A 19,654-nucleotide genomic window follows, 5' to 3' on the forward strand; every position below is an offset into this window, starting at 1 on the left:
TGGCTGTGAACCTGCCTTCTGTTCGCAAGACCCCAGGTCATGGGCTCGTGGAATTTGAACCCGGCCCACGGGCTGACTCGTCCGCCTTTGTACCTTCTGGTCAGGGACTCCTTTGATCGCTAACTTGCTGAGTTGGCGCCCCGCTGTCTGCGCGATCACCGAGTGGAGTTGTTCAATCTCATCCCGATGGGCTGGCAGTAGCTTGCTGTCAAAGTTAAGGCTAGCCTTGAATTCGGGAGGACCTCGTGGCGTAGACGGTGAAGGTCACAGACGAGTACGCCGCCTGGTTCGGCACGCTCATCAAGGAGGATCTCGACTCGGCGGTTCAAGTCGCTCAAGCGGTAGCCGCGCTTCGCGAGGAGGGGCCGACGCTGGGCAGGCCGCTCGTCGACCGGCTCAAGGGCAGCTCCCTGCACCACCTCAAGGAACTGCGTCCGGGATCACGTGGGCGTTCGGAGATCAGGATCATCTTCGCCTTCGATCCCACCCGGGCGGCGCTGCTGTTGCTTGGTGGTGACAAGGCGGGGAACTGGGAACGGTGGTACAAGGAAAACATCCCCCTGGCCATCCAGCTCTACATTGACTACACCAGCGACGAAGAAGCGGAGTGAACATGCCGAAGAGGACGCCGAGGGACTGGGCCGACCTTGAGCGGGAGCTACACGAGGCCGGTGTCTCCCCTTCCGTGATCGAGGAAGGCGCAAGGAGGCTTCTCGCCGAAGCACGCGGTCATCAGCTTGCCGAGGCACGCAAGCACCTTGGGCTGGGACAAAAGGACGTCGCGACCATCATGGGTGTGAGCGTTTCCCGTGTCTCCCAGATCGAGCACGGTGAGGTCGCGTCTCTTGAGGTCATCGCCCGCTACGTGGAGGCGCTCGGAGCCCGCCTGGAGCTGGTCGTTGACTTCGGCGACCGAACGGTGCGCTTGCCGGTCAGCGAGAAGTCGCTGGATGCCGCCTGAGCGCTGGACGACCTGGGCAAGATCGTCGTGCAAAGCGGCTCAGAAATTTGACCAAGGCAGCTGACTTCGTCCTTGAGCCCGCCATGTCCCCTGGGTATCTGACGCATCTCCCGAATCGAGACCGCCATCTTCGCTCCAGCTGACGAGGCGAAGGAGGGCACATTGAGGGCATATCGCGCTGGAAGGCGTAGGCATACGATGACCAGCAATGTTGACTTTTCCGCAGTTCAGAAGCCCTTCTTTTTGCAAGATCCCAGATCATGGGCTCGCGGACTTTGAACCCGGCCCTACAAGCTGACTCGTCCGCCTTCAGCGCTTCTGAGGTGGCCGTCTTCGAAGGCGTCAACGACATCGGCGCCGCCGACACCACTGCGGTGGCCCAGTCGTAGGTCGCGGCTGACCTGATCGCGGCGTACGAGCAGATCATCCTGCGGGCGCATGCGCAGGGCATCTGCGTCTATGGTGCGACATCGACCGCCAGAGGCGATAGCCGACTCCGTACCGGCCAGGTTGTTCCAGCGCAGACCCCTGCCGCCGGGCTATGGCTTCAACCAACCACCCGGACGCCCGCCTGGGAGGGCGGGCGTCCGCTACGGCCGTTTATCGTCCGAACATCTCGACGAACGCTTCGGCGCCCTCCCGTAGGGCGTCGTCGATGGGCTGCCCTTTGCCTCGGTAGAACAATCGTCGGCCCACCAGGGCAGCTGCCCCGCCGGCCATTGACAGTTGGGCGTAGTGGGTGACGCGTTCGCGCAACCGCTCGCGGGGGACGACTTCGTCGATGATGCCGAGTTCGAGTGCTCGCGCTGCCGTGAAGGGCTGGCCCGTGAGGGCGTTTGTGATCGCTGCTTTTTCCGGGACCCGGCGGGCGGCGGCGACCTGCGCGATCATGGGCCAAGTACCGAGCGCCGCCTCTATGGTGCCGAGTCTGCTGCCTTCGACCGCGATCACGATATCGGCGGCGCACACGAGTCCGAAGCCGCCAGCGAGTGCGTCGCCGTTGACGGCGGCGAGGATCGGGGTGCGTGACCGGGGGAACTGGCCGAACAGGTCGACCGCCGCCGCCGCGAACGCCTTGGCGGTGCCGGTCTCGCGCAGTTTCGGCCCGTCTGCGCCGCCGCAGAAGTACTCGCCCTCCCCGGTGATGACGATGGCGCCGGTGCCGGCGTCCTCGTCTAACTCGACCAGAGTGCGATACAGGCGTGCCGTGAGGTCGGCGTCAAGGAGGTTCTTGGGCGGCCTGCGCAGCGTGACCCAGGCTACGCGGCCCTCTCGCCGCAGGTCGATCGGCATGGTTGTTCCGTTCATATGTTCCTCCGGTCTTCGGCGCTGGGTGTCGGGAGCCGTGGTCATCGTGCGACCTCGGTCAGGCCGGCCCCGGCGGATTGCAGCGCGTCCAGGGCCAGCAGGTCCGCTTCGGCGAGTCCGTGCCCGATGGTCGATGTGATCAACTGCTGAACCGCGGCGGCGAGCGGCATCGGCACCGCCAGATCACGGGCGGCGCCGAGTCCCAGGTCGAAGTCCTTGCGGAGCATCTCCATGGTGAACGTCGGCTCCCAGTCCCGGGTCGCCACCGCTTCGGCGCGGGTCCTGACCCAGGGAGAACCCAGGACCGTGCCGCCGAGGAACTCCAGGAAGGCGGCACGGTCGGTGCCGGCCTTCTCCGCCAGGGAGGTGACCTCCAGCAGCGCCTGAACCAGCACACCCAGGTAGAGGTTGTGGCACAGCTTCACCAGCCGGCTCTGCTCCCCCTCTCCGGCATGCACGACGGTCCCGGCGAGGACCGACAGCCACGGCCGGACGAACTCGTGTGTCGCGGCGGGGCCGGAGGTCACGATGCAGGCCGCGCCGGCCGCGACGACAGCCGGATTGCCGCTGACCGGCGCGGCGAGGAAGCCGCTTCCCGCCGCGCGGGCGGCCTCCCGTACGGCGCTGGAGGTCTCCACCGACACGGTCGAGCAGTCGACGAGGACGCCGGGACTCCGGGGCCCGGTGAGCACCCCTCCCGGGCCGTACGTCACGGCTACCAGGTCGGCCGGGCCGCCTACCGTGACGAACACGATGTCGCAGGCGCCGATCTCGGTCAGCGTGGCGGCCACGGCCGCCCCGCGTTCGGCCAGCGGGCCGGTGCGGGCGGCGGTGCGGTTCCATACGATCACTTCGTGGCCGGCGTCGAGGAGCCGGGCCGCGAGAGCGGTCCCCATCCGGCCGGTTCCGAGCCACCCCAGCCGCAGGCCGGTCGTCATCGGCCGGCCTCGTTCGCCGCGGTCGCGGGAAGGTCGACGCCGGCCCAGTAGCGGGTCCCCGCCACGTACAGCTGGTCGGCGGGGAAACGGGTGAGCAGGCGGCAGCCGTCCGCGGTGACCACCAGTTCCTCCTCGATCCGGGCGGCGGCGGAGCCGTCGGGAGTGGGCCAGTAGGTCTCGATCGCGAACACCATTCCCTCGACGAGCTCGATGGGGTGCTCCAGCGAGTGGTAGCGGCTCATCAGCGGCCGCTCCCACAGCCCGAGTCCGATCCCGTGGCAGTACTGCAGCCCGAAGGCTTCTTCTTCGGTGGCGAAACCGAACTCCCCGGCAGCCGGGAAGTGCCGGACGATGTCGGCGGAGCTCGCGCCCGGCCTGACTTCGGCGATGGCGTTGTCCATGTATTCGCGTGCCCGCTTGTAGGCGTCGCGCTGTGCGGGGTTGGCGCTGCCGACGTTCAGAGTGCGGTAGTAGCAGGTTCGGTAGCCGTTGTAGGAGTGGATGATGTCGAAGTACGCGGTGTCGCCGGGCCGGATGAAGCGGTCGGAGAAGACATGCGGGTGGGGGCTGCACCGCTCGCCGGAAATGGAGTTCACGGCCTCCACCTCCTCGGAGCCGTTCTCGTAGAGGAACCGGCTGACGAGCGCGACGCAGTCGTTCTCGCGGATGCCCGGCCGCAGGGCGCGGTAGAGCTCGTCGTACGCGCCGTCGACGAGGGCCGCCGAGTGGTCGAGCAGGGCGATCTCGTCGGCGGTCTTCACCGACCGGGCGTCGAGCATCAGGCTGTTGCCGTCCTCGACCCGCAGGCCCTCGCGTTCGAGCGCCCGCAGCACCGGCAGCTCCACGACGTCCACGCCGACCGGTTCATCCGCCAGCCCGTGCTCGCGCAGCAGGTTCGCCAGCCGGCGTGCGTTACCGGCCTCGATCCCCACGTTCTCCGGGACCGCGCCGCGCCACGTCGACAGACCGGCTCGCCAGTTGTCCTTCCCGAACCAGGGCGCGAACATCTGGTGGGTCCGCGCCGCCGAACCGATGTCCCACAGGATGGGGTCCTGTCCCCGCATGAGCAGAGCGCACCGGAAGAACTTGTCCCGGGCCCAGTTGCCGATGTGGGTCGCGGTCACGTACCGGATGTTGTTCATGTCGAACAGGATCAGCGCGCCGAGGTGGGACCTTTCGAGTTCGGCGCGGGCCTTGGCCAGCCGCTCGGCGCGCAGTCGGTCGAAGTCGACGCGTCGCTCCCAGTCGACTCCGCTGACCGCGCCCGGCGAGGCGACGGGAGCGGGTCCGTCGGTGGCCCGGTAGAAGGTGGGCAGGGTGGTGGACATGGGGGCGTCCTTCCGTTTGGATGCGGCGGGTCTCATACCGGGGAGTACTCACCGGGCGCCGCCGGCGCCGCGGTGGCGGCAGGGGGCGGGCCGGGGCGGCCGAGCAGGGCCCAGACGGCGTCGACCACCGATCGCGTCGACAGGCCGTACTTGTCGAACAGGTAGGCGGCGTCGAGCGAGCCCTCGGCGAAGACGTCGCGGATCCCCACCCGGCGCAGCGGCCGGCCGATCCCCGCTTCGGCCAGCGTTTCGGCGACCGCCGAGCCCAGGCCGCCGACCACCGAGTGGTTCTCCACGGTCACCACGGCCCGGCACTCCGCGGTGACGGCGCGGACGGTGCGCTCGTCGAGCGGTTTGACGACCGGGACATGGACCACCGACGCGGCGACGCCGTACTCCCCGAGCACCTCCGCCGCGGCGAGCACCGGGGCGAGCATCATGCCGGAGGTCAGCAGGGCGACATCCGCGCCCTCGGCCAGCACGTAGGCCCGGTCCAGCCGGAGGCGATGGTCGCCGGGGAAGATGACGGGGATCTCGCCGCGCTTGAGCCGTACGTACACCGGACCGGGCACCTCGGCGATCGCCTCGGCGACCTGGTCCGCCTCGACGGCGTCGGCGACGTCCACCACGGTCATGCCAGGGAGCGCGCGCATCAGGGCGACGTCGTCGATGGCCTGGTGGCTAGGCCCGCCAGGGGTGGAGACCCCCGGCATGAATCCGATGATGCGCACCGGGAGCCGCGGATAGGCGATCGCGTTGGCGATCTGGTCGTAGGGGCGTCGCGTCGCGAACACGCCGAAGGTGTGCACGAAGGGCTGGTGCCCCGACCGGGCGAGCGCTCCCGCCAAGCCCATCATGTGCGCCTCGGCCATCCCGGCGTGCACGAACCGCTCCGGCAGTCGATCACGGAACAGGTCGATCTCGCACTGGCGGGTGAGATCGCCGCTGAGGCACAGGATGTCCGTACGGCGCTCGGCGAGGCGCAGCAGTGCCCTGCCGTACGGCTTGAGCACCGTCGGATAGGGCGGGCGCCGGACCACCAGAGTCTCGGGTGTGGTCATCGAAGGGACTCCAGTTCCTCGGTCAGCTCCGCCACGGCGGCTTCGGCCAGCTCCGGCGGGAGCTTGATGAAATGTCCGTCCGCGTCGGGTGGCAGGCACCGCAGGCCGTGCACGGTCGACGTCCGGCAGACCAGCACCGACGGACGCGTGGTGTCGCGGCCGGCCTGGTCCAACGCCTCGGCGACGGCCGCCACATCGTGGCCGTCAAGATCGACTGCGTGCCACCCGAACGCGCGCCACTTGTCGGCTATCGGCTCGATGGTGGTGATCGAGTCGACCGGCCCGTCCACCTGCGAGTTGTTGGCGTCGAGCAGGACGGTGAGCCGGTCGAGGCGGTGGTGGCCGGCGAACATGGCCGCTTCCCACACCTGCCCCTCCTGCAGTTCTCCGTCGCTCACGAGCGCGAAGACACGGCCGTCGCGGCCGCGCATCCGGTCCGACAGGGCGAAGCCGGCCGCCGCCGACAGGCCCTGGCCGAGCGAGCCGCAGGTGTAGTCGAGGACCGGCGACCGCTCGGTGCCGATGGCCTCCACCACCGCGCCGTTTCTGCCGTAGGTCGCCAGGACGTCGTCGTCGATGAGGCCGAGCTCACCGGCGGCGGCGAAGGGAGCGATCACGTAGTGCCCGGGGCTGCAGACCAGACGGTCGACGCCGAACCGCAGGACGGTGAACACGGCCGCCACCTGCTCGGCGGCCGACAGCGCCTGGCCCAGATAGCCGAAGCCCTGGGGCGCGACCATCTGAACCGCCCGCAGCCGGATGGCCGTCGCGAGCCTTCGTGGATCCATGCTGGTCATGGGTTTCTTCCGATCGGTCAGGCGGCCGGACGGCCGGTGATGCGCTCGCCGATGCCGTAGTCGATCGCGAAGCGTTTCTGGCAGAGCTCGTCCAGCCGGCTGAGCAGGCGTTGGTGCGCCGGGTGCACCCAGTAGGCCGTCAGCCCTTCGGGGCCGGTCAGCCTGGCCAGGCAGGCGTGGGTGTAGCCCTCGGCGAGTCCGGAGGCGTTGGTGTTCTCGCCCCAGGTGAACTCGATCAGCTCCGGCAGGGTTCCCCTGACTCCCTCGCCGAAGGCCTGCAACTCTTCGGCGAGGGCGGCGACGTGCTCAGGAAAGGGTTTGAAGATCACGTAGTGCTCAAGCATGGTGTTCCTTCCGTCAAGAGGCGAGAGCGCCGAACGCACCGCGGTAGAAGAGCAGCGGCCCGTCCGTTCCGCCCGCCGCGAGATCGACGACGCGGCCGAGGACGATGAAGTGGTCACCCGCCTCGTGCACCGAATGCACTTCGCACTCGACGTGTGCCAGCGCGGACTCCAGGATGGGAGCCCCCGTCCGGCCGGGCCGCCAGGGGACGCCCTCGAACTTGGGACCGCCCGATTTCGCGAACTTCAGGCTGACGGCGTGCTGGGCGGAGTTGAGAATGTTGGCGCAGAAGACACCGCCGCGGGCGATGCGGGGCCAGGAGGTCGACGTACGTTGGGGGCAGACCAGGACCAGCGGCGGCTCCAGCGAGGCGCTCACCAGGGACTGCACGGTCATACCGACCGGTTCGCCGTCGTCGATGCCGGTGATCACGGCGACGCCGGTGCAGAAGTGCCCGAGCACCGACTTCATCGTTCGCACGTCGACGGTGGGGGCGAGTTCGATTATCCCGTCCGGATGTCCGGGTCGGGGAACGCCGGAGGCCGGCCCGGGATCGGCTGTGACCATCTCCATCTTTCTTCCTCATCGATCTGGTTGTCCAAGACGACCTCGCCGAGTACCGCGACGGTCCGCAGCGCCACCTGCAGTTCCACCCTCGGCAGGGCGGAGAGCTCCTTGCCGAGCAAGGTCTCGATCTTTTTGACCCGGTAGACGACGGTGTTGCGGTGGGTGTGCAGGTGGCGGGCCGTCTGCGCGACGCTGCGCTGGACTTCGAGATACTCCGCGAGCGTTTCGCGCAGTTCGCTCGCCCGGGGGCTGTCCTCGGCCAGCGGGCCGAGCATGCGCTGCACGAAGGAGCGGGCCAGCTCAAGATCACCGGTGAGGAGCGCGACGAGCTCCACATCCGCGTAGTCGCACAACCAGTCCAGGCGCGGCCCGGCGAGCGCGGCGACCCGTGCCGCGAGCAGGGCGCGTCCGTGACTGCTGCGGAACCCGGCCACGCCACGCGCCCGTCCGCCGAGCGCCATCCGCGCCCGCCGCGCGGGCAGCGGCGACTCCGCCAGGGAACGCAGCCCCTTGTAGACATTGCCGCCGCGGTCGGCGTGCCAGATGTGCACGGTGGAGGGACCGGTCCACCTCCGCAGCGAGGTGGCCCCGCCCAACCGGCGATCCAGCCGGTCGAGCGCGGCCTCGAGTTCGTCCTCGGCGCCGGCCTGGGCGTACGGCGCGTCGAGCCAGACCACCGACGCGACGTGCGCTCCGTCGAGCTGGTAGCCGAGCGCCGCCGAGACCTGGTTGGCGTCGACAACGGAACCCGAGAGGACGTTGTCGATCAGCTCGGCCCGGAGCGCCGCGGTGGAGCGGGACCAGCGCTGGGCCTCCAGGGAGTAACGCGCCACGATGTTCGCGCTGAACAGGTCGAAGCAACGGAACAGCAGTTCGTTCGCTGCCTGGGCGTCGGTGACCGGGAGGCCGCGGAGCTCGATCTCGGCGAGCACGCCACGGGTGATGATCTCCTGGCAGAGGTGGATCCCCCGGAGGACCGAGCCGAGCGGGATGCCTCGCCGTACGTACGACGTGGTGGCGTCCGCCGGCTCCGCACCGGGCCACAGCGCCTCGATGTCGCCGTGCAGGAACGCCCGCAGCATCGCCAGCGTCGTCGACTCGACGGCGCGACGCAGGAGTTGCTCGGCCGCGAGGTCACCGCCGAACGCGGGCAGATTCACGATGATGTGGTCAGCGGCACGGCGAGCGGTCACCACACCCCAGGCGACCGGTCCTGGGCCCAGCTCGGTGGCCGCGAGGGTCCTGGTCGGGGCATCGCTCAGCGGCTCGACCGGCTCACCCTCCGGGGGAGTCAGCTCAAGCAGCCAACGCGTCGCCGGCGTCCGCGGAAATGTCTCACCCACGTCGATGCCTCCTTTGGCCCGAACGGTGAAAGCGGTGGTCAGACGGCGATCGTAAGCGCGTCGTCGGCCCCGAGCAGCAGACGCCCGTAGACCTCCTTACCGATCTCGGGCGTGGCGAAGGCGTGTCGGCCCGCGGCGTTCGCGTCCCGCCAGATCCGCCCCAGCAGCCCGTCCTGAGTGAACGCCCCCGCGCCGTTCGCCGTCATGAGGACGTCGATGGCCTCCTTGCACAGGGTGACGGCGTGGCCCGTGTCCATGCGGATCCGGCCCCGCGCGCGTTCGTCCGGGTAGCTGTCCGCCGCGGCGAAGGCGTCGATGTCGTCGGCGGCCCGGGCCAGCAGCAGATGCGCGGCGTCGATGTTGCTCGCCGCCTGGGCGACCGCGAGGTGGTGGGTCGGAGAATTGCGGGCCTCGGTGTAGACGGTGTATCCCACCGATCGCGTCGGCAGCTTCTCCAGTGAGTAGTCGAGGGCCGCCTTGGCCAGCCCGATGGCAGGCGCCGCGAGAATCACGGTCCCCACCGGCAGGAACGAGGCGCGCGAGGCGGGCTCGGTGCGCGCGTACGGCGTGGCGTAGTTCCCCCTGGCCAGGTCATCGAAGGTCTGGATGCGGTGATCCGGAACGTAGGCGTCCTTCACGACGAGCGTGTTGCTGCCCGTGCCGCGCATGCCGAGCGTGAACCAGGTGTCCTTGACGGTCCAGTCCTTGGCCTCGACCAGACCCAGCGCCATCGTCGGCGTGCCGTCCGGGCCGTCGACCAGCATGCCGAGTGTCGCCCAGTCCGCGACGGCGTTGCCGGAGGCGTAGGGGTACTCGCCGGTGAGCAGGTAGCCACCCTCGACCTTCTCCCCAGTCCCGAGCTGGTGGCGCCGGGTCATGCCCGGGAAGAAGATGCCGCAGGCCTTGGCCTTCGGGTGGGCGCCCCAGATCTCGCGCTGGGCCTGCTCACTGTAGGTGACGGCGAACCAGGTGCATGCGTTGACCAGTGCCGCGCTCCACCCGGTCGAACCGTCCGCGCGGCCGAGCTCGATGAGCACTTCGATCATGGTTCGGGCGCTCGCGCCCGGACCGCCGAGCCGCGTGGGGACCATCAGGTTGAACAGCCCGGCTCCGTCGACGGCGTCGGTCACCGTCTTGGTGACCTGCCGGTCCTCCTGTCCCTGCGCGGCCTCGGACCGGATCAGGTCGAACAGGGCGCTCGCTCGCTGAACCGTCTCAACGTCCGGGCGCTGCGTTGAGGATGGGGTATTGGTCATCGAGTCCTCCGAAGATGGGTCAGCGTCCGCTACGGGGAAGTTCACTTTCACCAGCGGATGAAATGGATTGTGACCAGCGGCCGTTCTGCAGGTAAACGGGCTGTGATGACAGAGAACGCCACCGCTGTTGTGCCAGCCTGTTCCGGCCCCGCGGCCCCGGCGACCGGCGAGCCGCCCACCTTGACAGCGGCGTGACGCCGGACACACCATCACAGCCAGCCACCAACCACTGCGGGGCCACCGTGTCGATGTCGCTACAGCCGGAACGCCGTGGTGCCCGGTTGCTCGTCGTGTCGACCAGCGACCTCGACCACGCGCGTACGGTCGGCGCCCAGGCGTTCTTCCGCCACCGGCTGTCGACGACCGAGACCGACCGCCGGCCGGCGATCCGGATGCGGCTGGACGCCTGCGAGTTCGGCTCGGACATCACCGTGGGGCGGATCGGCTACGGGGCGCCGGTCCGGCTGGACTGCGGCCGGCTGGAGACCGGATACCAGATCAACATCCCGTTGTCCGGCCGCGTCCGTTCCCACTGCGGTGACCAGCAGCTCGCGGCGTCGCCGAAGGTCGCCGCCGTGTACACACCGGACCCGCGGTCCGCGATCGACCTGTGGAGCGCGGACTGCGTACAGCTCGGCGTCCGGTTCAGCCGCGCGGTGCTGGAACGCACGCTTGCCGAGCTGCTCAACCATCCCGTACGCCGGTCCGTCGCCTTCGACCACGCCTTCGACCTGGCCGACGGGTGTCGCCGGTCCTGGGCGGCACTCGCGCGGTCCGTCCTGGATCTCGGCACCGCACTGCCGGCGCCGGGGCGGGCGCAGCTCATGGAGCCCGTGATCCGCACCATCGTGACGTCGTTCCTGCACGCCGCCTGCCATGAGTACCGGGACGAGCTCGACGCGGAGCGGCCGGTGCTCGCCAGCGGTCTCCTCCGGCGCGCCACGCGGGAGATCGAGGAGCATCTGGACGAGCCGCTCGACCTGGCCGCGCTCGCCGTCTCGTGCGGGGTGAGCGTCCGCACGCTGCAGGGTCAGTTCGCACGGCAGCTCGGTGTCACGCCCACGGCCTACCGGCGCCAGCTCGCTCTCCAGTACGCGCACCGGGACCTGGTGCTGGCGGATCCCGCGCACGACACAGTCGCCGCCATCGCCTGCCGCTGGGGTTTCTACCATCTGGGACGGTTCGCCCGGGAGTACCGCGACCGGTTTGGCGTCACGCCGGTCGACACGTTGCGTACCGAGCCGACCTGACCCGCTGCGCGTAGTGGACATCCGCTGCGCGGACCGGATAGCCCCCGCCATTCCTCGTGTCTACCTTCCCCTTCATGCCGGACAACAACACGAGGGAGTCCGTTGTGAGGAATTCGCAGCCGACGGAACTGACGGAGTTCAACCCGATGGTGTCCCCGCACCGTGAGAACCCCCACCAGTTCTACACGTGGTCGCGGGCCGAGCAGCCGATCTGCTACAGCCCCGCGCTGAACGCGTACATGGTGACGCGCTACGACGACATCAAGACCATTGTTGACGATCCGGCGACCTTCTCGTCCGCCAACGCCATTCCGACCATGTGGACCAACCCGCCCGAGGTACTCGAAGCGCTGGGCGGACTGCTGCCGGAAGCCTCCACCGTCGTCAACACCGACGAGCCCGAACACGGCCCGCTGCGCCAGGTGCTCAACCACGCCTTCTCCGGCCGCCGAGTACGCCTGCAACTTCCCGCGATGAAGCAGCGCGCCAACGAGCTGATCGACGCGTTCCACCCGGGAGGCCGGGCGGACCTCGTCGGCCAGTACTCCGATCCCTACGTGCAACTCGTCGTCAGCCTGGTGTTCGGAATCCCGCGCGAGCACGTGGATCGGGTTCAGGCCTGGACCGACGACTACATGCTGTTGATGAATCCGCTCGCCCCGGTGGACGGGAAGGTGGAGGCAGCCCGCAGACTGCACGACTACCAGGCGTACGTGGCGGCGATGGCCGCGGACCGCCGCGCGAACCCGCGCGAGGACTTCATGTCCGACCTCGTCCACGGACGCGAGAACTTCCCGCCCGTGAGCCAGGGCGATCTGCACTACATGTTCCGCGGCCTCCGTTTCGCCGGCCACGACACCACCCGCGACCTGATGACCAGCGCGCTGCTCCTGATGCTCGGCGACGGCCGGCGACTCTGGGAAACAGCACTCGCCAACCGGGCGGTCCTGCCGCGGGTCATCGAAGAGACCCTGCGCCGGGACGCGCCGCACCGCGGCCTGATGCGGATCACCACCCGCGAGGTCGTCCTCAACGGCAACGCACTCCCCAAGGGCACCGCGCTGCTGCTGCTGTTCGGATCGGCCAACCGGGACGAGAGCAGGTTCGACGACCCCGACGGCGTGGACATCGACCGTCCCAACGTCCGCGAGCACCTGGCCTTCGGCAGCGGCATCCACCAGTGCCCCGGCTCCCAGCTCGCCCGCACCGAAGTACGCGTCGCCATCGAAACCCTGCTCGACCGGCTACCGGGACTCCGGCTCGCCGAGGGCTACGAACCCACCTACATCGCCAGCTACTTTTTCCGAGGACTCGAGCGCCTTGACGTCACCTGGTGATCGCACACCGCTGTCCGTTCGGGTCACCCAGGCACGGATGGAGGCGGCTGAAGTCCGCTCCTTCACTCTGCGCCGCACCAGCGGCGCCCCCCTGCCGGACTGGGCCGCGGGCGCCCACATCGACGTGCTGCTCCCCGACGGCCCCACCCGGCAGTACTCGCTGTGCGGTGAGCCGGGCACGACCGATCACTATCGCATCGGTGTGCTGCGAGAACGGGACGGCCGCGGTGGTTCCCGGTGGTTGCACGACGAGGTCACGGTCGGGGACGTGCTGCGGATACGCCGGCCGCGCAACCACTTCCGCCTCGAATCCGCGCCCGGCTACCTGTTCATCGCCGGTGGCATCGGCATAACCCCGATCCTCGCCATGATCCGCGAAGCGGAACACGCGGGCGCGGACTGGCGCCTGCGGTACGCCGGACGCTCCCTGGGCTCCATGGCGTTCGTGGACGAGCTCACGCGGTACGGCCGCCGGGTATCCATCCAGCCCGAAGACGAGTACGGCCGTCCGGACGTGCCCGCGCTCCTGGCCGCCGTCGGCCCGGACGAGCTGGTGTACGTCTGCGGGCCAACCGGCTTGATCGACGCCGTACGGAATGCGGCGGAGCGAGTCGGCCTCACCCGGCGGGTTCGGTACGAGCTGTTCTCGGCGCCGGTCATCGTTGCCGACGATGAGACGGTCGAGCAGGGGTTCGACGTCGAACTCCGCAACTCGGGCTTGGTGCTTCAGGTCCCACCCGACCGGTCGGTTCTCGATGTCGTCGTCGCCGCGGGCGTCAACGTGATCAGCGATTGCCAGGACGGTATCTGCGGCAGCTGCGAGACGGAGGTCATCGCCGGGGAACCCGACCACCGTGACCATGTCCTCACACCCGACGAGCAGCAGACCAACACCTGCATGATGATCTGCGTTTCACGCTCCCTGGGCCCGAGACTCGTCCTACGACTCTGATCACCGTTGATGTCGGGGGCGGCGCTTCAGGAGAGTTCGTACACCAGGGCGGTTTCCTTGCCGTACGGCGGGCCGGTGGGGTCCTGGCGTCTGGTCTGGACCCAGAGTCGGGTGGTGCCCGGCACGGGGGCGATGTCCGTGATGCGACCGCCCTCCCGCAAGGTGGATCTGGTCCACCTGCCGTCGCGCAGGTTGAGTACGTAGGGCGGGCCGGAGGCGGGGGCGGCGGCGATCCACAGGCCGCCCACCGGGTCCACCCGCACGGCCGTCAAGCCCGTTCTCACCACGTCCATGTCCACCTGCTCCCATCGGGTGCGGTCCCAGTGCAGCACGACCGGGCTGCCGCCGTCCGCCCAGTGGGGACCGACCGCCCACGCGTGGCCGTCCGGCCGCACAGCCAGGGCCAGCTGCTGAAGGTAGGCCCGTCCGCGGCACGGTTGACTCGCACACGGGTAGCGGACGTCCTTCCAGGACACGCCGTTCCAGTGCTGCATCCTTACCCTCTCCCCACGGCTCAGGACCCACACGTCCTCCGGTCCCGCCGCGGCGACTTTGATCAGGTCGAAATCGGCGGGAGGCCGGTGATGATGCCACGCGTTCCCGCTCCAGCGCAGCACATCGGAGGGCGCGCCGTCGGGGTCGAATTCGGTGACGAACCAGGCGTTGTCCCGGGAGTCGACCGCGATGTCGATCACTCCGGTCCACTGCGCGTTCCGGGACAGCCGATGCGTCCAGCGTCCACCGGAGAACCGCCACAGATGCTCTGTCTGGTCGCCGTACTTGTCGGAAACGCCGACGGCCGCCCAGATCGTCTCCCCGGACGGGGAGCCGCCGACTTCGAGCCACCAGCTCTTTGCGACCTGCGCGGGCAGCCGGGCGCGTTTCCAGGAGTTTCCGTCCCAGCGCAGCATCCCCCAGCCAGGCGCCGGCCCCTTCCTGACGAACAGTGACGCCCCGCCGCCCACTGCGGGGACCAGCCACAAGGGGGCGTCCCTGTCGTAGCCGTGGCCGGTGTACCTCAGGGTCCACCGGGATGACGACTCGACGGCGTGGCTTGCCGTTCGCCCGGCACCGTCCGGGGAGGTGTCGGCGGCCAGCGCACCCGCGCTCGCGACAACCAGGGCAGCGAGTACCCACGTAGTGGTACGCATGGTGCGAATGATCACACAAAGCTTCCCGTGTCTCCCAGATCGAGCACGGTGGGGTCGCCCGCTACGCGGAGGCGCTCGGAGCCCGCCTGGAGCTGGTCGTTGACTTAGGCGACCGAACGGTGCGCTTGCCGGTCAGCGAGAAGCCGCTGGATGCCGCCTGAGCGCTGGATGAACGGGGCAAGATCGTCGTGCAAGCGGCTCATAAATTTGACCAAGCCCGGCGAGGGCGAGTAGCCCACTGCGTGGCTGAACAGGCGATGCACACGAATGTGGTAGCCGTTTCCATCACTTCGCGGGCAAGTCGGCCACCGCCTAACCTTCCGATCTCCCTTCGAGTCTCTTGACCTCTTCGAGGAGGGCGGCATGCACCTGATGCCGCTCATAGCCGCGCATCACGACATCGAAGGCGAGTTCTCGTAGCTCATCGCTGGTGATCTCGTTTGCTTCGATTCTTGCCCAGAGTGCATCCACCTGCTGGCGGCTGTAGCCCCGAAGGACCACATCAAAGAGCTTGGCTCCCATCAGGCGAGTAGCCCCTTTCGCTGCGACGGATACGAGCTGATGCGCCCGTTATGCCTGTTCGACTGGTGTCCGGTGATGCTGGACAACTCCACGAGCAGCTTCATATGTGATCGCGATCCTCATCCAGGAAAGACGCGTGGTCAACACTCTGCACACGTTCCTGGATGCGCTTGCGAGCCGCTTGAGCGGGCAGTGACGATCTCCAAGCTGGCGGGTCGCGCTACCGTGCGTCCATGGAGGACGATGCGGCTCCGCCCCTGATAGCGAACCGATGGGCCGACGCTGTCGGCGAAGGTGGACACTTGGCCGAGGAAGAGATCTGCCGGTGTTTCGATCAGTACGAGGTGCGTCCGCCGCACGTGGTGCGCTTCCATGCGCAGCGTCAGGACACTGCGTCTTCTGGCTGGCAGCACCTGCTCGACCTCGTGGAAGAAGCGGCGGCTGACGGCCGAGAGGTGTTCCGGCCTCTGGCTGAGCTCAGCCCCGCCGAACGGCGTCAAATCATCACACTGCCACCGACCATCGCCAAGCTCACCGAGGTCAGACACCTCGTCCTCTACGGCAGCAACCTGCTGCGGATCCCGCCGGAGATCGGCGCAATGACCAACCTGCAGGAGTTCACCCCCTACACGTCGCATCGCCTGCACTGGTTCCCCTACGAGCTGACCAGGTGCCGACAACTGAAGGCCAGCACGGTCAGCACCCGTTCGCTGTACGGCAACTTCAAAGTTCGACCGCCGTTTCCTCCGTTGCAGTCGGGCAGAGCGGCGACCCGGGACCTCGACCTCATGAACCTCGACCCCACGATGTGGGGAACCGACGCGATCCAGGCATGCAGCGTCTGCGACCGGCTGATCGCCGAAGCCGGCCTCTACCAAGTCTGGATCTCTCTGTGGGTGGGCACCGACACGCTTCCTCTTCTGGTCAACGCCTGTTCGCTGGATTGCATCGATGCGCTGCCCACTCCTTCAGAGGGCTATGTGCCAACACCGCACACCGGTGGGGTCGGCATTGTTCAGCCGCGAGCCGATTACGCGTAGCGGGTCGGGGACACATTCGGGGCACATGGTTCTGGAAAACGGCGACAACAAAGAACCGAGACGCCGGCGGCCGCCCAGATCGTCTTCCGGATGGAGGAGGCGCCGATTTCGAGCGACCGGGTCTTCGCGACCTGAGCTGGCAGCCGGGTGCGTTTCTAGGAGCTTCAGCGCAGCATCGACCAGCCAGGAGCTGGCCTCTCCCTGCCGAACGGCGACGCCCCGCCCGCTCAACGAAAGTCAGCGCCTCCGGGTGCTCCCGCACCCACGCGCCGCGCCCGAAGAAGACCGAGCGGTTCCGCACCACGTCGGCCAGCCGACAGATCGTTTACACCCTCAGTCTGAGCCGGGAACGGCCATCTCGCCCAGAGCCGACCAGTCATCCTGGGGGATCACGAAGTTCACGATCTTCGGCGTGCGCACCAGGTGCGGTGGGAGCGTCAGTCGCGCGGTCTTGAAGTGCTCGGAGTTGACGTGCGCGGCGCCGGCATCAGCGTCCCGGAACGCCTCAACGAGGACGTACTCGTCGGGGTCGTCCAGACTGCGGGACCAATCGAACCAGAGGCAGCCGGGTTCCTTCCGCGTTGCGGCGGTGAAGTCGGCCGTGATCTGGGGCCAGCGGTCGGCGTCCTCGGGCCGGACCTGGAACTTGGCCGTGATGAAGATCATCAGTTCTCCTGCCTGGATCATGGCCCCGGGTGCGAGCCGTGGCCGGGGTTGCCGATTTCGTACTGCGTCATCCTGCGGTAGAGCGTTGCGCGGCCGATGCCGAGCATTTCCGCAGCCTAGGCGGCGGTGATGCCCGGCTGAGTGAGGCACCGGATGATCTCCAGGACGCCGGCACCCGGGTAGTCGGGGAGCGCGATCGGATCAGCGTCGCGACGCGCAGAGGCCTGGACGGCAGCAGCCAGTGATCGCTTCACCTTGAACCTCCTGGGGACGACGCCTCGTCGCGCCGGGGCCCTCAGGATAGGCGGCCCTCCAGGGTGTCCACGGTCGCAATATGAGACAGTCGGCTACTCACACTGCCCAAGCCGAGATCAACGGCATGGCAGGCGCATCCGCGTCACCCAGCCAACAGTGATCTGGGCGGAACCGCCCGACAAAGATATTCCTTGACACGAATATTCGTTGTGGAGAATACTTCTCTCCATGGACGCACTCCTCACCGCATTGGCCGACCCGGCCCGCTGGCAGCTCGTGAGCCTGTTGGCCCAGCGGCCCCGCTCGGTCGGCGTTCTCGCCCAGCTCGCCCAGGCGCGCCAGCCGCAGACGACCAAACACCTGCAGACCCTTGAGCGCGTCGGCGTCGTCACCTCCCAGCGCACCGGCCAGCGCCGCATCTATGCGCTCCAGCCGGTGCCCCTGCGGGAACTGGCGGCTGCGCTCAGCCGACTCGCCGACACCGCGGAGCAGAACGGCGGCCTGCGCGAGACCTACGACCGCCACGGGCTCAGCCTCCGCGCAGAGCGGCTCGCCGCGGAGGAGTCGGGGTGGGCCGACGGTCGCTCCTTCAGGTTCCTCCGGTCGCTGACGGGACGCCCCGAGCTGGTCTGGCGGCACCTGACCGAGACCGCCCTGCTCGCCCGTTGGTGGGCGCCCGACGACCTGCGCGTGTCCGAGCTCGTCTTCGAGGCGCGACCGGGTGGGCGGATCGTCCTGGAGTACCGCGATGCCGAGGACGCCGACGGCTCCGACCTGGTCGCCGGGCGCGCGGAGGGAGTCGTCGACGAGATGCGTCCCGGGGAGCGCCTCGCCTACCGGCTCTCCCCGCTGCTTCCCGACGGGGGCCTGGCCTTCACCGCCCACGTCGACCTCGCCCTCCGGCCCACCGGCACCGGCACCGACCTCGACGTCCACTACCGGATCACCGACAGCACAGTCGACTCCGCGGACTTCATCGCAGGCATCGAGATCGGCTTCGGCCAGAGCCTCGACAAGCTCGCGGCGACCCTCGCCGCGGGTTCCTCGAGCACCGACAACACCGAGCACGACACCGATACAAGGAGCACGAAATGACCAACTCGACCAGCCGCAGGGTGACCGCGAACCTGAACCTCACCCTTGACGGGCGGTACAACGGCCCCGGTGGGCCCAGCGATTTCGGTGCGTTCGCCCCGTATGTGACCACCGAGGTCGCGCGAGACCACATGACCCGCATGTGGGAGGGCGCGACGACGGCGCTGCTCGGACGGGGCAATGCCGAGGGATTCATGGGGTACTGGCCGTCGGTCGCCGAGAACGAGAACGCCGATCCACGTGATCGTGGATACGCGAAGTGGCTGGTCGACACAGAAAAGGTGGTCCTTTCGACCACCTTGACCGAAGCGCCGTGGGAACGCACCCGCGTGGTGAACGCCCCCGCCGCGGATGTCGTCATGAACCTCAAGACCACTGGTGAGGGCGACATCCTCGTCAACAGCAGCGCCAGCGTCATCAAGGCGCTCCTCTCGGCAGACCTGCTCGACCGGCTGTACCTCATGATCTTCCCCGAGATCGCCGGAGGTGGGCAGCGACTGTTCGACGACGGCCTGCCGGCTTCGAAGTGGACGCTCACCCATCAGGAGACCGGCGAGCTGGGCGAGATCGCCATGGTCTACGACCGCGCACGCTGAGCCGGCCGATCCCCAGCCTGATCCGAGGCTGACGCCCGGTGCCCTGAACTTCAACGGCGCATCGAGGAACGAGATCGCCAGGACCATGCCCAGCCACACAAAGCCGACCGCCACGACCATGGCGTCGGAAGGGTCACGGTTGCCTCAGTCCTCGATGCGGGCCTTGACGCAGCACCGGTCGGGTTCGGGATCCAGGCAAGCCGACACGGTGCCGCAGCCCAGTCCTTCGGCGACTCCCTGGACGAAGTCCCGGTTCAGCCCGCAAACCAGCGTCGTGTGCTTGCGGGCGAGTGAGTCGAACGGGCAATTGTTCAGCACGACGGCACCTGCTTCGATGTGCGGTTCATAGCCTTGACTGCCCAGCACCATGGCCACAGCGGCCAGCGGCTCGCGGGCATGCACGCCGTCCGCGGCGCCTCCGACAGCGCGTCCTTCCTCGCGTGCGACCTCGTGCAGCGCCTGCGGCAGCGGCACGCCCTCGGCGGCGCGGGTCACGGCGGCCGCGAGGATGTCGCCGACCAGGTCGTAGCGCCTGGGTGGTAGCGAAACGACGAACTCCCGCGTCCCGCGTCGGTACAGCTTGCTCGGTCGCCCGGCGCCCGGACCCGACTTCCCGCTCAGGCGCCGGTACTCGACCCCCAGCAACCCCTCGGAGACCAGTCGGTCGAGGTGGAAGTTCACGTTGTGCTGGGCGACGCCGAGGGCTGCGGCCGCCTGCTCACGGCCGACAGGCCTTGGCTGGGCGACCACGTACTCGTACAGGGCCCGGCGTGTGTCGTCGGCCAACGCGCCGATCCCGGCGGCCTGCGATCCCAGATCCATGCCCGAATTCTAAAACACAAGTCGCTTGACACAAGAACCTCGGCATTCTAATTTCGAGAAACTTCCG

Annotated in this window: 23 protein-coding genes and 1 pseudogene; 9 read left to right on the plus strand and 15 right to left on the minus strand. The window is 68.4% G+C overall.

Annotation, left to right across the window (positions count from 1 at the left end):
• Window positions 1–257 precede the first annotated feature (257 nt).
• From KIP79_RS30915 to KIP79_RS48660, 3 genes are all read left to right on the plus strand, one after another.
• Window positions 258–611 carry a type II toxin-antitoxin system RelE/ParE family toxin gene (locus tag KIP79_RS30915; protein ID WP_214108484.1) on the plus strand — a complete coding sequence of 118 codons (354 nt, stop codon included), beginning with the start codon at window positions 258–260 and terminating at the stop codon, window positions 609–611.
• A 2-nt stretch (window positions 612–613) separates the two neighbouring features.
• Window positions 614–961, plus strand: a complete 348-nt coding sequence (locus KIP79_RS30920; protein WP_214108485.1) for a helix-turn-helix domain-containing protein — start codon at window positions 614–616, stop codon at window positions 959–961.
• A 260-nt stretch (window positions 962–1,221) separates the two neighbouring features.
• Window positions 1,222–1,350 carry a hypothetical protein gene (locus tag KIP79_RS48660; RefSeq protein WP_256447534.1) on the plus strand — a complete coding sequence of 43 codons (129 nt, stop codon included), beginning with the start codon at window positions 1,222–1,224 and terminating at the stop codon, window positions 1,348–1,350.
• 211 nt (window positions 1,351–1,561) lie between these two features.
• Here the strand turns inward: KIP79_RS48660 and KIP79_RS30925 are convergent, their stop codons facing one another.
• From KIP79_RS30925 to KIP79_RS30965, 9 genes are read right to left on the minus strand one after another with little or no spacing between them, the layout of a single operon-like run.
• Entirely contained in the window at window positions 1,562–2,254 is a 693-nt protein-coding gene (locus KIP79_RS30925; RefSeq protein WP_214108486.1) for an enoyl-CoA hydratase/isomerase family protein, read from the minus strand.
• Window positions 2,255–2,310: 56 nt separating this feature from the next.
• Window positions 2,311–3,207, minus strand: coding sequence for an NAD(P)-dependent oxidoreductase (locus tag KIP79_RS30930; RefSeq protein WP_214108487.1), 897 nt, complete (start codon window positions 3,205–3,207; stop codon window positions 2,311–2,313).
• A complete protein-coding gene (locus tag KIP79_RS30935; RefSeq protein ID WP_214108488.1) occupies window positions 3,204–4,535 on the minus strand; it encodes a M24 family metallopeptidase in 1,332 nt (443 codons plus the stop codon). Before KIP79_RS30935 ends, KIP79_RS30930 begins: the two co-directional genes overlap by 4 nt.
• 32 nt (window positions 4,536–4,567) lie before the next feature.
• On the minus strand, window positions 4,568–5,596 hold the full coding sequence (locus KIP79_RS30940) for a transketolase family protein (protein WP_214108489.1): 1,029 nt from the start codon (window positions 5,594–5,596) through the stop codon (window positions 4,568–4,570).
• Window positions 5,593–6,384 carry a transketolase gene (locus KIP79_RS30945; protein WP_214108490.1) on the minus strand — a complete coding sequence of 264 codons (792 nt, stop codon included), beginning with the start codon at window positions 6,382–6,384 and terminating at the stop codon, window positions 5,593–5,595. Before KIP79_RS30945 ends, KIP79_RS30940 begins: the two co-directional genes overlap by 4 nt.
• 26 nt (window positions 6,385–6,410) lie before the next feature.
• Window positions 6,411–6,737, minus strand: a complete 327-nt coding sequence (locus tag KIP79_RS30950; RefSeq protein ID WP_214108491.1) for a Dabb family protein — start codon at window positions 6,735–6,737, stop codon at window positions 6,411–6,413.
• A 13-nt stretch (window positions 6,738–6,750) separates the two neighbouring features.
• On the minus strand, window positions 6,751–7,308 hold the full coding sequence (locus KIP79_RS30955) for a flavin reductase family protein (protein WP_250214112.1): 558 nt from the start codon (window positions 7,306–7,308) through the stop codon (window positions 6,751–6,753).
• Window positions 7,239–8,645: a PucR family transcriptional regulator gene (locus KIP79_RS30960; protein ID WP_214108493.1), complete on the minus strand. Its 1,407-nt coding sequence runs from the start codon at window positions 8,643–8,645 to the stop codon at window positions 7,239–7,241. Before KIP79_RS30960 ends, KIP79_RS30955 begins: the two co-directional genes overlap by 70 nt.
• Window positions 8,646–8,683: 38 nt before the next feature.
• Window positions 8,684–9,901, minus strand: coding sequence for an acyl-CoA dehydrogenase family protein (locus KIP79_RS30965; protein ID WP_214108494.1), 1,218 nt, complete (start codon window positions 9,899–9,901; stop codon window positions 8,684–8,686).
• A 248-nt stretch (window positions 9,902–10,149) separates the two neighbouring features.
• Here KIP79_RS30965 and KIP79_RS30970 point away from each other — a divergent pair, with 248 nt between their 5' ends.
• The 3 genes from KIP79_RS30970 (at window position 10,150) to KIP79_RS30980 (ending at window position 13,440) form a co-directional block, all read left to right on the plus strand.
• Window positions 10,150–11,151: an AraC family transcriptional regulator gene (locus KIP79_RS30970; RefSeq protein WP_250214122.1), complete on the plus strand. Its 1,002-nt coding sequence runs from the start codon at window positions 10,150–10,152 to the stop codon at window positions 11,149–11,151.
• A gap of 104 nt (window positions 11,152–11,255) precedes the next feature.
• Window positions 11,256–12,488, plus strand: a complete 1,233-nt coding sequence (locus tag KIP79_RS49730) for a cytochrome P450 (RefSeq protein ID WP_214108496.1) — start codon at window positions 11,256–11,258, stop codon at window positions 12,486–12,488.
• 37 nt (window positions 12,489–12,525) lie between these two features.
• Window positions 12,526–13,440, plus strand: coding sequence for a PDR/VanB family oxidoreductase (locus KIP79_RS30980; RefSeq protein ID WP_214108497.1), 915 nt, complete (start codon window positions 12,526–12,528; stop codon window positions 13,438–13,440).
• 26 nt (window positions 13,441–13,466) lie between these two features.
• Here KIP79_RS30980 and KIP79_RS30985 read toward each other — a convergent pair whose 3' ends face one another.
• Window positions 13,467–14,591, minus strand: a complete 1,125-nt coding sequence (locus KIP79_RS30985; RefSeq protein WP_214108498.1) for a hypothetical protein — start codon at window positions 14,589–14,591, stop codon at window positions 13,467–13,469.
• 312 nt (window positions 14,592–14,903) lie between these two features.
• Complete coding sequence (locus tag KIP79_RS30990) at window positions 14,904–15,113, minus strand: DivIVA domain-containing protein (protein ID WP_214108499.1); 210 nt, start codon at window positions 15,111–15,113, stop codon at window positions 14,904–14,906.
• 233 nt (window positions 15,114–15,346) lie between these two features.
• Here KIP79_RS30990 and KIP79_RS30995 point away from each other — a divergent pair, with 233 nt between their 5' ends.
• Window positions 15,347–16,153, plus strand: coding sequence for a hypothetical protein (locus KIP79_RS30995; RefSeq protein ID WP_214108500.1), 807 nt, complete (start codon window positions 15,347–15,349; stop codon window positions 16,151–16,153).
• A 333-nt stretch (window positions 16,154–16,486) separates the two neighbouring features.
• Here the strand turns inward: KIP79_RS30995 and KIP79_RS31000 are convergent, their stop codons facing one another.
• From KIP79_RS31000 to KIP79_RS31010, 3 genes and pseudogenes are all read right to left on the minus strand, one after another.
• Window positions 16,487–16,819, minus strand: coding sequence for a putative quinol monooxygenase (locus KIP79_RS31000; RefSeq protein ID WP_214108501.1), 333 nt, complete (start codon window positions 16,817–16,819; stop codon window positions 16,487–16,489).
• A gap of 17 nt (window positions 16,820–16,836) precedes the next feature.
• Window positions 16,837–16,935: pseudogene (locus KIP79_RS50210) on the minus strand (helix-turn-helix domain-containing protein); the annotation flags it as partial.
• A complete protein-coding gene (locus tag KIP79_RS31010; protein ID WP_214108503.1) occupies window positions 16,936–17,073 on the minus strand; it encodes a hypothetical protein in 138 nt (45 codons plus the stop codon).
• 229 nt (window positions 17,074–17,302) lie between these two features.
• On the opposite strand from KIP79_RS31010, the gene KIP79_RS31015 reads away from it, so the two are divergent.
• Both KIP79_RS31015 and KIP79_RS31020 read left to right on the plus strand, forming a co-directional pair.
• Window positions 17,303–18,169, plus strand: coding sequence for a metalloregulator ArsR/SmtB family transcription factor (locus KIP79_RS31015; protein ID WP_214108504.1), 867 nt, complete (start codon window positions 17,303–17,305; stop codon window positions 18,167–18,169).
• 20 nt (window positions 18,170–18,189) lie between these two features.
• The gene (locus KIP79_RS31020; protein ID WP_443611865.1) at window positions 18,190–18,765 is read left to right on the plus strand and encodes a dihydrofolate reductase family protein; all 576 of its coding nucleotides are present in this window, start codon (window positions 18,190–18,192) and stop codon (window positions 18,763–18,765) included.
• Between the two features lie 144 nt (window positions 18,766–18,909).
• Here KIP79_RS31020 and KIP79_RS31025 read toward each other — a convergent pair whose 3' ends face one another.
• Complete coding sequence (locus tag KIP79_RS31025) at window positions 18,910–19,587, minus strand: helix-turn-helix transcriptional regulator (RefSeq protein WP_214108506.1); 678 nt, start codon at window positions 19,585–19,587, stop codon at window positions 18,910–18,912.
• Window positions 19,588–19,654: the final 67 nt, after the last annotated feature.

The organism is Acrocarpospora catenulata (genome assembly GCF_018476525.1).
In the GTDB taxonomy this organism is placed as follows: domain Bacteria; phylum Actinomycetota; class Actinomycetes; order Streptosporangiales; family Streptosporangiaceae; genus Acrocarpospora; species Acrocarpospora catenulata.

Coding starts and splice junctions, on each gene's coding strand:
- KIP79_RS48660 (WP_256447534.1), top strand. CDS start 1,222: ATGGGCTCGCGGACTTTGAACCCGGCCCTACAAGCTGACTCGTCCGCC.
- KIP79_RS30990 (WP_214108499.1), bottom strand. CDS start 15,113: ATGGGAGCCAAGCTCTTTGATGTGGTCCTTCGGGGCTACAGCCGCCAG.
- KIP79_RS31025 (WP_214108506.1), bottom strand. CDS start 19,587: ATGGATCTGGGATCGCAGGCCGCCGGGATCGGCGCGTTGGCCGACGAC.
- KIP79_RS30950 (WP_214108491.1), bottom strand. CDS start 6,737: ATGCTTGAGCACTACGTGATCTTCAAACCCTTTCCTGAGCACGTCGCC.
- KIP79_RS30970 (WP_250214122.1), top strand. CDS start 10,150: ATGTCGCTACAGCCGGAACGCCGTGGTGCCCGGTTGCTCGTCGTGTCG.
- KIP79_RS31015 (WP_214108504.1), top strand. CDS start 17,303: ATGGACGCACTCCTCACCGCATTGGCCGACCCGGCCCGCTGGCAGCTC.
- KIP79_RS30920 (WP_214108485.1), top strand. CDS start 614: ATGCCGAAGAGGACGCCGAGGGACTGGGCCGACCTTGAGCGGGAGCTA.
- KIP79_RS31000 (WP_214108501.1), bottom strand. CDS start 16,819: ATGATCTTCATCACGGCCAAGTTCCAGGTCCGGCCCGAGGACGCCGAC.
- KIP79_RS30995 (WP_214108500.1), top strand. CDS start 15,347: ATGGAGGACGATGCGGCTCCGCCCCTGATAGCGAACCGATGGGCCGAC.
- KIP79_RS30925 (WP_214108486.1), bottom strand. CDS start 2,254: ATGCCGATCGACCTGCGGCGAGAGGGCCGCGTAGCCTGGGTCACGCTG.
- KIP79_RS30930 (WP_214108487.1), bottom strand. CDS start 3,207: ATGACGACCGGCCTGCGGCTGGGGTGGCTCGGAACCGGCCGGATGGGG.
- KIP79_RS30945 (WP_214108490.1), bottom strand. CDS start 6,384: ATGGATCCACGAAGGCTCGCGACGGCCATCCGGCTGCGGGCGGTTCAG.
- KIP79_RS30955 (WP_250214112.1), bottom strand. CDS start 7,308: ATGGAGATGGTCACAGCCGATCCCGGGCCGGCCTCCGGCGTTCCCCGA.
- KIP79_RS30980 (WP_214108497.1), top strand. CDS start 12,526: ATGGAGGCGGCTGAAGTCCGCTCCTTCACTCTGCGCCGCACCAGCGGC.
- KIP79_RS30965 (WP_214108494.1), bottom strand. CDS start 9,901: ATGACCAATACCCCATCCTCAACGCAGCGCCCGGACGTTGAGACGGTT.
- KIP79_RS30985 (WP_214108498.1), bottom strand. CDS start 14,591: ATGCGTACCACTACGTGGGTACTCGCTGCCCTGGTTGTCGCGAGCGCG.
- KIP79_RS30940 (WP_214108489.1), bottom strand. CDS start 5,596: ATGACCACACCCGAGACTCTGGTGGTCCGGCGCCCGCCCTATCCGACG.
- KIP79_RS30935 (WP_214108488.1), bottom strand. CDS start 4,535: ATGTCCACCACCCTGCCCACCTTCTACCGGGCCACCGACGGACCCGCT.